Origin of the sequence: Streptomyces sp. NBC_00513 (assembly GCF_041431415.1) — a bacterium.
GTDB lineage: Bacteria > Actinomycetota > Actinomycetes > Streptomycetales > Streptomycetaceae > Streptomyces.
In genome coordinates this window covers 5871153-5884983 of record NZ_CP107845.1, presented here as the reverse complement: position 1 = coordinate 5884983, position 13831 = coordinate 5871153, and the positions used below count along the sequence as shown (strand labels likewise).

At 71.8% G+C, this 13831-nt stretch carries 13 protein-coding genes; 8 read left to right on the top strand and 5 right to left on the bottom strand.

What is annotated here, in order from left to right:
- Nucleotides 1-66: 66 nt before the first annotated feature.
- The 7 genes from OHA84_RS27090 to OHA84_RS27060 all read left to right on the top strand — a co-directional run bounded on the left by OHA84_RS27090 (nt 67) and on the right by OHA84_RS27060 (nt 5902).
- Complete coding sequence (locus OHA84_RS27090) at nt 67-279, top strand: hypothetical protein (RefSeq protein ID WP_266950384.1); 213 nt, start codon at nt 67-69, stop codon at nt 277-279.
- A gap of 292 nt (nt 280-571) precedes the next feature.
- Nucleotides 572-1645 (top strand): cyclophane-forming radical SAM peptide maturase AmcB, encoded by a 1074-nt coding sequence (gene amcB / locus OHA84_RS27085; RefSeq protein WP_266969379.1) that lies wholly within the window; start codon nt 572-574, stop codon nt 1643-1645.
- Entirely contained in the window at nt 1623-1886 is a 264-nt protein-coding gene (gene amcA, locus OHA84_RS27080; RefSeq protein WP_266950382.1) for a multiple cyclophane-containing RiPP AmcA, read from the top strand. The genes amcB and amcA overlap by 23 nt, the downstream gene beginning before the upstream one ends.
- Nucleotides 1887-1959: 73 nt before the next feature.
- Nucleotides 1960-2634 (top strand): pentapeptide repeat-containing protein, encoded by a 675-nt coding sequence (locus OHA84_RS27075; RefSeq protein WP_266969381.1) that lies wholly within the window; start codon nt 1960-1962, stop codon nt 2632-2634.
- A gap of 16 nt (nt 2635-2650) precedes the next feature.
- A complete protein-coding gene (locus OHA84_RS27070; RefSeq protein ID WP_266969382.1) occupies nt 2651-3370 on the top strand; it encodes a hypothetical protein in 720 nt (239 codons plus the stop codon).
- Nucleotides 3371-3893: 523 nt separating this feature from the next.
- On the top strand, nt 3894-4382 hold the full coding sequence (locus tag OHA84_RS27065; RefSeq protein WP_053684677.1) for an NUDIX domain-containing protein: 489 nt from the start codon (nt 3894-3896) through the stop codon (nt 4380-4382).
- 107 nt (nt 4383-4489) lie between these two features.
- Nucleotides 4490-5902, top strand: coding sequence for a cytochrome P450 (locus tag OHA84_RS27060; protein WP_266969383.1), 1413 nt, complete (start codon nt 4490-4492; stop codon nt 5900-5902).
- A gap of 41 nt (nt 5903-5943) precedes the next feature.
- On the opposite strand, the gene OHA84_RS27055 is transcribed toward OHA84_RS27060, so the two are convergent.
- On the bottom strand, nt 5944-7392 hold the full coding sequence (locus OHA84_RS27055; RefSeq protein ID WP_266973938.1) for an MFS transporter: 1449 nt from the start codon (nt 7390-7392) through the stop codon (nt 5944-5946).
- A 182-nt stretch (nt 7393-7574) separates the two neighbouring features.
- Between OHA84_RS27055 and OHA84_RS27050 the strand changes: the two genes are divergently transcribed.
- On the top strand, nt 7575-9698 hold the full coding sequence (locus OHA84_RS27050; protein ID WP_266969384.1) for a prolyl oligopeptidase family serine peptidase: 2124 nt from the start codon (nt 7575-7577) through the stop codon (nt 9696-9698).
- Between the two features lie 99 nt (nt 9699-9797).
- Here OHA84_RS27050 and OHA84_RS27045 read toward each other — a convergent pair whose 3' ends face one another.
- From OHA84_RS27045 to OHA84_RS27030, 4 genes are read right to left on the bottom strand one after another with little or no spacing between them, the layout of a single operon-like run.
- Nucleotides 9798-10808, bottom strand: coding sequence for an oligopeptide/dipeptide ABC transporter ATP-binding protein (locus OHA84_RS27045; RefSeq protein WP_323181880.1), 1011 nt, complete (start codon nt 10806-10808; stop codon nt 9798-9800).
- Nucleotides 10808-11809: an ABC transporter ATP-binding protein gene (locus OHA84_RS27040; protein ID WP_266969385.1), complete on the bottom strand. Its 1002-nt coding sequence runs from the start codon at nt 11807-11809 to the stop codon at nt 10808-10810. The genes OHA84_RS27045 and OHA84_RS27040 overlap by 1 nt, the downstream gene beginning before the upstream one ends.
- Entirely contained in the window at nt 11809-12795 is a 987-nt protein-coding gene (locus OHA84_RS27035) for an ABC transporter permease (protein WP_266950377.1), read from the bottom strand. Before OHA84_RS27035 ends, OHA84_RS27040 begins: the two co-directional genes overlap by 1 nt.
- Nucleotides 12792-13826 carry an ABC transporter permease gene (locus tag OHA84_RS27030; protein WP_266969387.1) on the bottom strand — a complete coding sequence of 345 codons (1035 nt, stop codon included), beginning with the start codon at nt 13824-13826 and terminating at the stop codon, nt 12792-12794. The genes OHA84_RS27035 and OHA84_RS27030 overlap by 4 nt, the downstream gene beginning before the upstream one ends.
- Nucleotides 13827-13831: the final 5 nt, after the last annotated feature.

Below are 13831 nucleotides of genomic sequence, written 5' to 3'. Positions count from 1 at the left end.
CCTCCAGGCCCGCGCCGAGCGGGGTATGGAGCGCTTCCTCGGGTCGGCTGGCAAGGGTGAGCTGCGGTGAGCCGGAAGAGCATCCCCCCGTGGTTGCACGAAGGTGCCCGCGTCCTCGACGCGAACGACCGGGAAGCAATCGTCCAGTTCATCGGCGAGTGGGAAGACCCCGCCACCCGCCGGAAGATCGCCGAAGCCGTGTTCCTCCGCCCCGAGGGCGGGGGCCGGGAATGGGTCGTCGCCGACCACCAGGCGCTGCGCGAGGCGGATGCCCGATGACCGGCCGGAGCCACTTACCCGAGCCCAGCTGGGGCATGATCGGCGCCCCGCTCGCCATCGGCCTGACGGGGTCCGCCGTCGTCCTCAGCGGCCACGCCTCGGCCTGATCCAGGCGAGCACGCCCCTCCGGCCACGGCGCCGGACGTCGAACCGCCCGCGTAGGCGGCCCCAGACTCCCCGCCCGACACCTCGTTCAGCGTCACCGCCCCGGGTGGGGCAGCGCTCGAACCCGATCGAAAGGAGAACGATGCCCAGCGCCTTACGGCTTGCGACCAGGCCGCGGTCTGTGATCATGCAGCCGACCACGCAGTGCCTGCCCATGGACTGCACCTACTGCTACCTGCCCTTCCGCAAGCTCAAGCACCTCATGCCGGTAGGCGTCGCCGAGTCCGTGGCTGCGTCCGTCAATCCGTGGGCGGTCGACGACCCGGCGTTCGAGGTCGTGTGGCACGGCGGGGAACCGCTCGCCACCGGCCTCGAGCACCTGGCAGCCCTGATGACCCCTTTCAAGGGCGTGAAGCACTCCGTGCAGACGAACGCCGCGCTCATTGACGACGCGTGGTGCGAGTTCCTGCTGGAACACGACGTACACGTGGGCGTCAGCATCGACGGCCCCGAGGACATGAACACCCACCGGATCACCCTCGCCGGCCACCCGGGATTTCGCGTCACCATGCGAGGCATCGAACGCCTGCGCCGCCGCGGCATCCCGTACTCCGCCATCGCGGTCGTATCCGACCCGGCTCCCGAGAACGCGGCCCGCCTGTACGACTTCTTCGCCGAGCTGGGCGTGACCACCCTCGGCGTCAACGTCGAAGAGGAAGAGGGCGTCAACACCGGCTCCAAGGCCGCCGATCCCATGCGGGCCGCCGAGTTCTGGGCGGCCCTCGCGGATACCTGGAGGACGAACCCCGTCGTACGGCTGCGCGAGGTCCAGCGCGTCCTCAATTTCGCCGGCGCCCTCCTCGGCGGCCGGCCCACCGCGCCCACGCCGAACTCGGCCCCGTGGGACCCCCTGCCCACCATCGCCTACGACGGCGGAGTTGTCATGCTCTCCCCGGAACTGGCCGGGTTCACCGACCACCGCTTCGGCGACTTCACCACCGGCAACGTCCTCCGCACCGGCCTGGACGTCCTCGTGGCCGAGGCCGAGCAACGTACCCCCTGGATTGCCGAGTTCTGGGAGGGCGTGGACGCCTGCCGCGCCACCTGCCCCACCTTCGCGTTCTGTGGGGGAGCGCACCCCGCGAACCGGTACTTCGAGCACGGGGGCCGTATGGACGGCACCCGTACCTCGTACTGCACCACCTCGAAGATCGCCCTACTCGAAGGAGTTACGCGACATGCTCGTGCACACGCCCACTGACGCCGCCACGCTCGTGATGGACTCGGCGGAGGGCTTCGAGTGCCTGCTGGAGGCCGCCGGCTCGACGGCTGTCGCCCGCTGGGAGAACGCCTGGACCAACGCCACCTGGAGCAACCAGCCCACCTCGAAGGCCGTGGGCACCGCGCCCCTCGCCGCGTTCGACAACCGTCCGACCTGGGACAACCCCACCCCCGCCTTCGACAACAGGCCCACGTGGGACAACTGGAAGAACAAGGCGTAGCACCCGCCGCAACGTCTGGGCGGTCCTGCCGGCCGCGCGGGGCCGCCCTGGCACCACGATGAAGGAGAACATCATGGCCACCCGCACCTTCGGCCACGTCACCATCACCACCCCAGAGCTGGACGAGCCGGGCCTCTACCTCTCCGGCGTCGACACCCTCGACAACCCCCGCGGAATCGTCCAGGACTTCACGTACGGGGACGCCGACCTGCGGTCGCTCGACCTCGCAGACTCCCAGCTCATCACCGGCCGCATCACCGGCGTGCACTCCAAGCGGGTCGAGCTGGAGAGCGTCACTCTGCACGGCGTGGAGATCACCGGCAGCGACCTCGGCTCTGCGCGCTGGACGGGGGGCAAGCTGACCCGGGTCCACGTCCGCGATTCCAAGCTGATGGGCGCCGCCCTGGACGGCCTGGTGCTCGATGACGTCCTTTTCGACGGCTGCAAGTTCGACTTCGCCACCTTCGAGAAGGTTCGCGTCACCGGGCCCGTCGCCTTCATCGGCTGTGTCCTCACCGAGGCCACGTTCACCGACTGCGACCTGTCCGACGCCGTGTTCACTGACTGCACGCTCCGCCTCACCGAGTTCGGCGCCGGCCGCTACCGCGACACCGACTTCCGCGAGAACGACCTGTCGGGAATCCGCGGTGTCGCGAACCTCGCGAAGATCCGCATCGACCTCGGCCAGCAGGCCGACCTTACCGAAGCCCTCGTGAACGAGCTGGACATCACCCTCGGAGACGACTGAACCGGGAGAGAACCCCGTGCCCCTGCACATCGCCTACGGCGACCCGGACGCTCTCCGCGCCCGCTGCGAGATCGCCACCGTCCGGACCACGCGCCCCGAGGAAACCGCCTACGAACCCGGCGCGGTCGTCCCCGCAGGGCAGTGGCGCCCCATGAACGAAGCGGACGTCAAAGCCGTCTCCGCTCCACGCAGGCCCCTGGACAGCACGCTGACGGAGATCGTCCGCCCACCGCATCGGGAAGGGCTCCCTCTGGACGACCTCACCCACCCCTTGGGCGATCCGGACGCGGTGTACCTCGGGCAGGCCCTCGCCAAGCCCGACATGACCACCACCACGGACAACTACGAGCAGGGGCGCCTGCTCGGGCTCCACCTCGACAACTGGGACAAACTCGGATTCGCCGACAAGCACACCGGCCGGCGCAGGCTGTGCCTGAATCTCGGCCCGGGGACGCGGTACATCATCCTCGGAACCATCGACGCTCAGGCCGTGTGCCGGTCCGTACACCCCGAGGACTACGCGCACCGCTACCCCCACACCAACGACTACCGCGCTTACGCGGCCGGCGGCAGACCCATCCGCATCCTCCGCATACGCCTCGACCCCGGCGACGGCTACCTGGCGCCCACCGAGTACCTGCTGCACGACGGTTCCACCGAGGGCCAGGACCAGCCTTCGGTCACCGCGTTCTGGCTCGGCCGGTGGCCCCGCGGCATCCTGCCGTCCCTCATCTGACCCCGCCCGGGAGGACACCGTGACCCAGGACCTCGCCGACGAACTGCACCGCCGTGCCGACGCCGACCAGGCCGCCCGCCTGCGCCGGCAGGAAACCCGCGAGCCGGCAACGTCCCCGGAATCGACGAGGACACCACGGCGTGGCTCAAGACCGACATCGCCGAACACGGCCGGCCGGCCGGGGATGTCCCTCGTCGGGGAGCAGGGCGCCCGTGAGGCATGGTTGCTCGCCCAGCACGCCGACCGAGACCCCACGTTCCAGGAGAAATGCTGGAGCTGCTAGCCGCCGTGGCGGCGCCCCCGTGGCGCCGGCGAACGGTGTCGCCACTTACGCCGTCGCGGACTGCGCCGGACACGCCGGTGGTTCGAGGCCCCCGTTCCTCCTTCGTCGGACGAACGGGGGCCTCGGTCGTTCTTGCGCCGTTGTCCCCCGAACCGGTGGCCGGTTTCGCGAGAGGCGCCGACGCGGCGGGCGGGGGCGGGACAATCGGGGTCCACGCCGCAAGCCGTGAAAGGGGTCCGCATGGCGAACGTCTGGCTTCCGCCCGCGGAGTACATCGAGACCATCGCCCGGGCGACCAGTTACGCCTGTCTCTACTTCACCGACACCGCCGGCCGCCCCGTCCAGTTGCGGGCCACGTACGCGACGGAGACCTGGCAGTGGCCGGGCGGGAACATGGATCCCGGCGAGACGCCCTGGCAGTGCGCGGTGCGCGAGTGCCTGGAGGAGACCGGCATGGCCTTCGAGGGCGAGCCGCGGTTGCTGGCCGCGCACTTCATCTCCCATCAGGGCGCGACCTGGCCGGCGAACCACATCGGTTTCGTCTTCGACGGGGGAACGCTCACGGACGAGCAGATCGGCGCCTTCGTCCTCGATCCCTCGGAGCACACCGAGGTGAGCGTACGGACGATGGAGGAGTGGCGGGCGACCATGACCCCCGTCAACTTCGACCGCCTGCGGGAGATCGACGCGGCCAGGCGGGCGGGCACCGTGGTCTACATGGAGCGCTAGAGAGGCGGACCCCTCCCTGGCCTGATGACGTGCGGGCCCTCGCCGTGACGGCCGGGGCCCGGCAGAATCGGGTGATCGTGAAGTCGTCGAGGGGGCGGGGGCCGACCATGGCTACGGACAGGATCGCGGACACCGGTGCGGACGCGGGGGCGGGTACGGCGCCGCCGGCGCTCTCCGGGCTCCCGCTGCTGGGGTCGCTGCCGGCCCTCAAGGCGGACTCGCTGGGCACCTACCTGCGCGCCCACCGCGAACAGGGCGACGTCGTGCGGATCACCGCCGGTCCCCCCGGGTTGCGCGCCGAGCTGTACTGCGTCTTCTCCGCGGAGGGCGCCCAGCAGGTCCTGGCGTCGGAATCGGCCAACTTCCGCAAGGACAACCCCTTCTACCAGGAGGTCCGGGAGTCGTTCGGCAACGGCCTGCTGACCAGTCAGGACGAGGACTACCTGCGACAGCGCAGGCTGGTCCAGCCACTGTTCACCCGGCGCCGGGTGGACGGCTACGCGCACGCGGTCGCCGCCGAGACCCTCTCGACGCTGACCTCCTGGGAGGAGGCCGCCGACGGGATCGTGGACGTCTGCGACGAGATGACGCACCTGGCCCTGCGCGCGGTGGCCCGGATCCTGTTCGGCGCGGACGTGGACGCCACCGTCGACGTGGTCGACAGGAGCTTCCCGATCATCACGGAGTACGTGCTGAGGCGCGGCTACTCCCCCGCCAACATCCCGCGCACCTGGCCCACTCCGGGCAACCGGAGGGCCGCCGCCGCGATGGGCGAGTTGTACGGGGTCTGCGACCGGATCATCGCGGAGCGCCGGCGCGCCGGCCTGGAGGGGGGCGAGAGCGGGGAGGGGGAGGACCTGCTGACCCTGCTCGCCGCGGCGCAGAGTTCGGACGACGGGGCCTTCGACGTCGGCGAACTGCGTGACCAGGTACTGATCTTCCTGCTCGCGGGGCACGAGACGACCGCCACCTCCCTCGCCTTCGCCCTGCACCTGCTGGCCCTCCACCCCGATCTGCAGGCGCGGGCCCGCGAGGAGATCTCCCGCGTGCTCGGCGACCGTACGCCGGAGGCCGCCGACCTGGACCGGCTCCCGTACCTCACCCGGGTGCTCAAGGAGGCCATGCGTCTCTACCCCGCCGCGCCGGTGATCGGCCGCCGGGCCGTCGCCGCCACCGAGGTCGCGGGCCATGCGGTGCCGGCGGGCGCCGACGTGATCCTCGCGCCGTGGGTGACGCACCGGCACCCCGCCTACTGGCCCGACCCGGACCGCTTCGACCCCGAGCGTTTCACCGCGGAGGCGGAGGCCGCCCGGCCGCGTTACGCCTGGTTCCCCTTCGGCGGCGGCCCGCGCGCCTGCATCGGGCAGCACTTCTCGATGCTGGAATCGGTGCTCGCGCTGGCGATGGTCCTGCGGGAGTACACCTTCGACGCCGTGGACCAGGAGGTGTCGGTGAGCGCCGGGATCACGCTGCGGACCAAGGGGCCCATGCGCTGCCGGATCCGCAGGGTGGCCGGGTAGCGGATTCGGGCCAGGGGCGTCCGCTGCCCCGGCGGCGGCCCTCAGACGGCCGTCGGGGTGTGTTTGCCCTGGAGTCGCTCCAGGTCCGAGGGGCGGACCTGGATGACGAAGAGCGCGATCAGCGCGGTGAGCAGGGTGAAGGCCGCGGCGGCCACGAACGCCGCGCTCACGCCCGAGGTGAGGACCTGGTCGCTCCAGGGTTTCGGGAACTGCTTCGTCCGCGCGAAGAACGCCTTCTGTTCCGGGGTGGCCGTGCCCAGGAAGGAGCCCACCTGGTCCTTGGCCTCGTTGCGGCTGGCCGTGCCGAAGACCGTGACCAGGATCGACAGGCCCAGCGAACCGCCCACCTGCTGCATGGCGTTCAGCAGTCCGGAGGCGGCGCCCGACTCCCGGTTGGGGACGTTGGAGAGCGCCATCAGCGTGAGGGAGACGAACTGCATGCCCATGCCCGCGCTGAACAGGAGCATCGGGCCCAGGATGCTGCCCAGGTACGTCGAGCCGACGTCGATCTGCGTCAGCCACGCCAGCCCGCCGGCCGCGGACAGCGAGCCGGTGACCATGAACGGCTTCGGCCCGTACTTGGGCAGGAGTTGGGAGGTCATGCCCGCCATCACCGCGATCATCGCGCTGACCGGCAGGAAGGCGAGGCCGGCCCGCAGGGGGCTGAAGCCCAGCACGTTCTGCACGTAGAGCGTCAGGAAGAAGAACATGCCGAAGATCGCGCAGGCGAAGAAGAGCATGATCGCGTAGGTTCCGGCCCGGTTGCGGTCGGCGAACATGTGCAGCGGGGTGATCGGCTGTGGCGAGCGGCGCTCGTTGGCGATGAACAGGGTCAACAGGACGACGGCCGCGCCGAAGGAACCCAGGGTCACCGGCTCGGACCAGCCGTCCTGGGACGCGCTGATGAACCCGTAGACCAGCGCGACCATGCCGAAGGTCGACAGCAGGGCGCCGGCCAGGTCGAAGTGGCCGGAGTGGCGTTCGGACTCGCGGATGACCCGGGGCGTCACGACGGCGATGATCAGGGCGATGGGGACGTTGACGAAGAGCACCCAGCGCCAGTTGAGCCATTCGACGAGGATGCCGCCGGCCAGCAGGCCGATGGCGCCGCCGCCGGCCGAGACGCCGGCGAACACGCCGAAGGCCCGGTTGCGTTCGGGGCCTTCCCGGAAGGTACTGGTGATCAGGGCAAGGGCCGTCGGGGAGGCGATGGCGGCGCCGATGCCCTGGACGGCCCGGGCACCCATCAACTGCCCGGCGTTCTGGGCGAATCCGCCCATCAGCGAGGCCAGGCCGAAGAGCAGCACGCCGAACATGAACACGCGTCGGCGGCCGAGGATGTCGCCCGCGCGTCCGCCGAGGAGCAGCAGTCCGCCGAAGGTCAGCGTGTAGGCGTTGACGACCCACGACAGGCTCTCGGTGGAGAAGCCGAGGGCCGTCTGGATGTGCGGCAGCGCGATGTTCACGATGGTGATGTCGAGAACCACCATGAGTTGACACGAGGCGATCACGAGCAGCGCGAGCGTGTGCCCCCCGCTTCGGAGCCTGCCGTCGGTCCCGGCGTCGCCGGGCTGTTGGTTCGGGTCCACCTTTTCGACGCTAAGCCCGGGTGCCCGGGGCTACCACTCGAACGGCCTAGCGGGTGTGATATTTCACATGTCACACTACGGAGATGGATGATCCTTTCCTCCCAGTCGATCCCCTCCTCGCGGCACTCGATCCCTTCCTCGCGCACTCCGCGGCCACCGCCCGGTACACCCACGGCGCCCCGCGCGCGTTCTCCTTCGGGGACGAAGGCCGGCTCCTGTGGTTCCTCCGCTCGACGGGACCCACCGACCCCCTCGACGGCCTGTGGGTCCTCGACAGCGCCACCGGCGCCGAGACCCTCCTGGCCGACCCGCGCGCCCTGTCCCCCGAGGGTTCCGCGGGATCGGGCGAACTCCCCCTCGCCGAGCGTCGGCTCCGCGAACGCACCCGGCTCGTCGCCGCGGGCATCGGCTCGTACGAGCTCTCCGGGGACGGCCTGCGCGCGGTCTTCGCCCTGTACGGGCGGCTGTACGAGATCGCGTACGGGAACGCCGCAGAGCCCGGCGGCCCGCGGGAACTCCCCGTCGCCGGACCCGCCTGGGATCCGCGCCCGAACACGGACGCCTCCCGGATCGCGTACGTCACCGAGGACGCCCTGTACGTCACCCCCGGCGGCCGGGTCAGCCCCGACGACGGCGCCCGCTGGGGGGTGGCCGAGTTCGCCGCCGCCGAGGAGCTCGGCCGGTCCCGGGGGCACTGGTGGTCACCCGACGGGGTCACCCTGCTCGCCTCCCGGGTCGACGAGTCCGCGCTCCCGAGGCGCTGGTTCACCGACCCGGAGCACCCGGAACTGCCGCCCGAGGACTTCGCGTACCCCGAGGCCGGCGGCCCCAACGCGGACGTCGGGCTGTGGGTGCTCCGGCCGGACGGCGGGCGCGTCCGGCTCGACTGGGACGCCGCCGCGTACCCGTACGTCTCGGACGCCGACTGGGAGTCGCCCGAGGAGATCCTGCTGACCGTCCAGGACCGGCTCCAGCGCGAGGTCCTGCTGCTCGGCGCGGACCCGGTGACCGGCCGTACCCGCGAGCTGTCCCGCACCACTCACCCGCTGTGGGTGGACCCCATGCTGCCCGGCACGCCCGACCGGCTGCCCGACGGGCGGATGCTGACCGCCGCCGACACCCCCGGCGGGCGCGCCCGCGCGCTCGCCCTCGACGGAAGGCTCCTCACCGGCGACGACCTCCAGGTCCGCCGGGTGGCCGGAGTCCACCGGGACCGGCTGCTGATCGAGGCCGGCGGGCAGGACCCCGCCGAACAGCGGGTGCTGCTGCTCGATCCCGCGACGGGCGAGGTGAGCGCGGTCGCGGACGGGCCCGGGGTGCACTGCGTCCAGGCGTCCGCCGGCGCCCTGCTGCTCACCTCCGCCGACGCCGACGGGATCCGCCGGACCCTGCGCACCGCGGACGGGCGGGAGTTCACCCCGGGCGACCTGTCCGCGCCACTGCCCCACCGGGTGGTCCCGCTGTTGGAACGGGTCACCGAGCACGGCATCCCCACCGCGCTGGTCCTGCCGCGCGGCCACGTGCCCGGCACCCGGCTGCCCGTGCTCGTGGACGGCTACGGCGGCCCCGGCATGCAGGACGTGAGCGCGGAGCCCCGGCGCTGGCAGCACCGGCAGTGGTGGGCCGACCAGGGCTTCGCGGTGGTCACCATCGACAACAGGGGCACCGCGTACGTCTCGCCCACCCACACCCACGCCGTACAGGGTGGGTTCTCCCGGGTCGTCCTCGACGACCAGGTCGCGGCCCTGCGGGCCCTCGGCGCACGCCACCGCGACCTCGACCCGACCCGGGTCGGGATCCGCGGCTGGTCCTTCGGCGGCTACCTCTCCGCCCTCGCGGTGCTGCGCCGCCCGGACGTCTTCCACGCGGCCGCCGCCGGGGCCGCCCCCACCGACTTCCGGCACTACGACACGGCGTACACCGAGCGCTACCTGGGGCTTCCCCGGGACCACCCGCAGGCGTACGAGCGCGATGCGCTGATCGCGGACGCCCCCGGGCTGAGGCGTCCGCTGCTGCTGATCACCGGCCTGGCCGACGACAACGTCCACCCGTCCCACACGCTGCGCCTGTCCCGGGCCCTGACGGACGCGGGGCGCCCGCACCGGCTGCTCGCGCTGCCGGGAGTCACCCACATGACCCCCGGAGGCGTCAGGGAGAAGGTGATGGCGCAGGAACTGGCCTTCTTCCGAGCCGAGTTGCGGCCCTGACGACCGGGCCGCCGGCTGCGGGACCGTGACGGGCGAAGGGCCCCGGAGCCGATCGTGTCGGCTCCGGGGCCCCTCGTTCTCCCTTCCCTGGGATCCCCGTCAGTCACCCGGGAAGTGACAGGCCACCTCTCGCGAGGCGGCGGACCGGAGCACGGGCCGCTCCGCGCGGCAGATCTCCCGCGCCTTCGGGCACCTCGGGTGGAAGGCGCAGCCGGGTGGCGGGGCGGCCGGGCTCGGGGGGTCGCCGAGCAGCACGATCCGCTCGCGCCGCCGCTCGGCGGCCGGGTCCGGCAGCGGCACCGCGGACAGCAGGGCCCGGGTGTAGGGGTGTTGGGGGTTCTCGTACAGGGCGCGTTTGTCGCCGATCTCCACGATCCGGCCCAGGTACATGACGGCGACCCGGTCGCTGATCCGCTTGACGACGGAGAGGTCGTGGGCGATGAACACGTACGCCAGGCCCAGTTCCGTGCGCAGCCGCTCCAACAGGTTGACGATCTGGGCCTGTACGGAGACGTCCAGGGCGGACACGGGCTCGTCCGCGATGACCAACCGGGGTCCGGTGGCCAACGAGCGCGCGATACCGACGCGTTGGGCCTGACCGCCGGAGAACTCGTGCGGGTAGCGGTCGACGTGTTCGGGGACGAGGCCGACCAGTTCCATCAGCTCGACCGCCCTGCGCCGGGCGTCGGCCGCCGACCAGCCCTGCACGAGCAGCGGGTCGGAGATGATCCGGGCCACCGTCTGGCGGGGGTTGAGGGAGGAGTGCGGATCCTGGAACACCATCTGGAGGTCGCGCCGCAGGGGCCGAAGGGCGCCCTGGGAGAGCCGGCTGATGTCCCGTCCGTCGAAGGTGACACTGCCGGAGGTGGGCTCCAGCAGCCGTACGAGCATCCGGCCGGTGGTGGACTTCCCGCAGCCCGACTCCCCGACCAACCCGAGGGTCTCGCCCGCCGCCAGGTCGAAGGAGACCCCGTCGACGGCGCGCACGGGCGCCCCCCGACGCCCGGTCACCGACCGCCTGCCGGGGAAGGTCATGGTCAGGTCGCGTACGGACAACAGGGTGTCCGCGGCGGTGTCCGCCGAGGTGGGCTCGGTGGTGGGCGTGGCCATCAGGCCACCTCCTTCGCGTACCGGGTCCCGGGGTGGTGGCAGGCCACCGTCCGCCCGCCGGCGTGGGGCACGAGTTCCGGTCGTACGTCCGTGCACAGCGCGGTGGCCATCGGGCAGCGCGGCGCGAAGGCACAGCCCGGCGTCGGGTGCGCCGGCGAGGGCGGGGAGCCGGCGATGGCCCGCAGCGGGGCGTCGTCCGGGTCGTCGAGCCGGGGCAGCGAGTCCAGCAGCCCGCGGGTGTAGGGGTGGGCGGGGTCCGCGAACAGCGCGTCCACGTCCGCTCGTTCGGCGACCCGGCCGCCGTACATGACGAGCACCTCGTGGGCGACGCGGGCCACCACCCCCAGGTCGTGGGTGATCATCACGACGCCGAGGCCCCGGTCCTGTTGGAGCCGGGCGATCAGCTCCAGGATCTGGGCCTGCACCGTGACGTCGAGCGCGGTCGTCGGCTCGTCGGCGATCAGCAGGTCCGGTTCGCAGGCCAGGGCCATCGCGATCATGGCACGCTGACGCATGCCTCCGGAGAACTGGTGCGGGTACTCCCCCGCCCGCTGGGCCGGTTCGGGGATGCCGACCTCGCCGAGCATGTCGACCGCCCGTTTGCGGGCGGCGGCCCGCCCGGACCGCAGGTGCACGCGGACGTGCTCGGCGATCTGCTCACCGACGGTGTAGTAGGGGTGCAGGCTGCTCAGCGGATCCTGGAAGATCATGGCCATCCGACGGCCGCGGATCCGGGACAGCCGTTTCTCGGACATCCCGGTGAGCTCCTCCCCGTCGAGGGCGACGGAACCGCCGACCTCGGCGCCGCGGTGCAGACCCATGACGGCGAGCGAGGTGACGGACTTGCCCGAGCCCGATTCCCCGACGATTCCGAGCGTGCGGCCGGCCTCGACGGTGAAGCCGAGCGAGTCGACGGCCCGTACGACCCCGCGCGGGGTGGTGAACGTGACGCGCAGGTCGCGGACTTCGAGCAGGGGTGGCGGTGGTGCGGGGGCGTCCATCAGTACCTCACCCTCGGGTCGACGACGGCGTACAGGAGGTCCACGGCGAGATTGGCGAGGACGATGAAGAAGGCGGCGAGCAGGGTGACTCCGAGGACCACGGGTTGGTCGGAGCTGACGAGCGCCCCGTAGAACAGCCGCCCGACACCGGGGAGTCCGAAGATGGACTCGGTGATGACGGCGCCGGCGAGGAGCCCGCCGAGGTCCATGCCGAAGATGGTGAGGATGGGTGTCATGCCGGAGCGCAGCCCGTGTTTGACCACGACGGTGCGTTCGGGCATCCCCTTGGCGCGGGCGGTGCGGATGTACGGCTCGGCCATCGCCTCGATCATCGAACCCCGGCTCTGGCGGGCGTACATGGCTGCGTAGAGCAGGGCGAGCGCGGTCCAGGGCAGGAGCAGGTTGGAGGCCCAGCCGAGCGGGTCGTCGGCGAGGGCCCGGTAGGTCGGGTAGGGCAGCAGTCCCGCGACGCGGATGACCCCGAAGATCAGCATCACCGAGGTGAAGTAGACGGGCAGTGAGGCGGCGGCGACGGCGCCGACCATGAGCGTCCTGTCGGTGGCGGTGTCCTTGCGCAGGGCGGCGGTGACCCCGGCGCCGAGACCGAGGACCAGCCACAGGACGGCCGCGCCGACGGCGAGGGAGGCGGAGACGGGGAGCCGGTCCATCAGCAGGTCCCAGACGGGCAGGGAGTTCTCGTAGGAGTAGCCCAGGCAGGGGAAGTCGCACCGGACGGCGTACTGGCCGGTGCCGAGGGTGCGGCCGGTGAAGATGCCGGTGAGGAAGTGGACGAACCGGCTCCAGAGGGGCTGGTCGAGACCGAGGTACTCGCGGACGTCGGCGAGTCGTTCGGGACCGCAGGTCTTGCCGCAGGCCGCGGCGGCCGGGTCGGAGGGCAGGACCTGGAAGATGACGAAGGTGACGGCGGCGATGGCGAGGAGCACGCCCGCGAGGGCGAGCAGCCGGCGGGCCAGGTAGAGGATCACGTCCGCCCGCCCCTCGGGTCGAGGATGTCGCGCAGCGCGTCGCCGAGCAGGGTGAAGGCGAGGACCGCGAGGAAGAGGAAGACGCTCGGGATGACGAAGTACACGGGGTCGGTCTCGTAGTAGGCCACGGACTCGGCGATCATCTGGCCCCAGGACGGGGTGGGCGGGCGGACCCCGACACCGAGGTAGCTGAGGGCGGCCTCGGTGCTGATCATTCCGGGGATCAGCAGGGTGGTGTAGGCGATCACCGGCCCGGCTACGCCCGGGAGGACGTCGCGGGTCAGGATGCGCCAGGAGCCGGCGCCGGCGACGCGGGCGGCGTCCACGTACTCGCGGTGCTTGAGGGAGAGGGTCTGGCCCCGGACCACGCGGGCGACGCCGGGCCAGCCGAAGAGGCCGATGACGGCGGTCATGAGCACGATCCGGTTGACGTCCTTGGCCACCGAGAGCATGGCGATCATGAAGATCAGGGACGGGAAGGACATGGTGAGGTCCATCAGGCGGGAGAGCACCGCGTCGACGCGGCCGCCGAAGTAGCCGGCGGCGATCCCGGCGGCCGTGCCGACGGCCACCACGATGGCGGTGGCGGCGAAGGCGATCAGGAGGGAGACCTGGGCGCCGGCCACGACGCGGGCGAACAGGTCGCGGCCGGTGACGGGTTCGACGCCCAGCCAGTGCGCGGAGCCGATCCCCCCGAAGGAGCCGAGGGGTTGGCCCGCGAGGTAGGGGTCGATGGCGGACTTGTCGAACTCGTTCGGGGACCAGCCGCCGAGCGAGCCCAGCCAGGGGGCTCCGACGGCCATCAGGACGAAGAGGAGGACGACGCAGAGGCTGACGCGGACGGTGGGGCGACGACGGAGTTCACGGCGGGCGAGCTGCCAGGGGCTGCTGCCCGGGGGAACGTCCCTGGCCGGGGCGGCAGTCGCCTCGGCCGCGGCGGGTCGGGATGCGGCGGGCTGGTGGTCGGCGGTCTGCTGGTCGGCGCGTTGATGGTCGGCGCGTTGGGATGCGGCGACTCGGTTGTCGGTCATGGCTC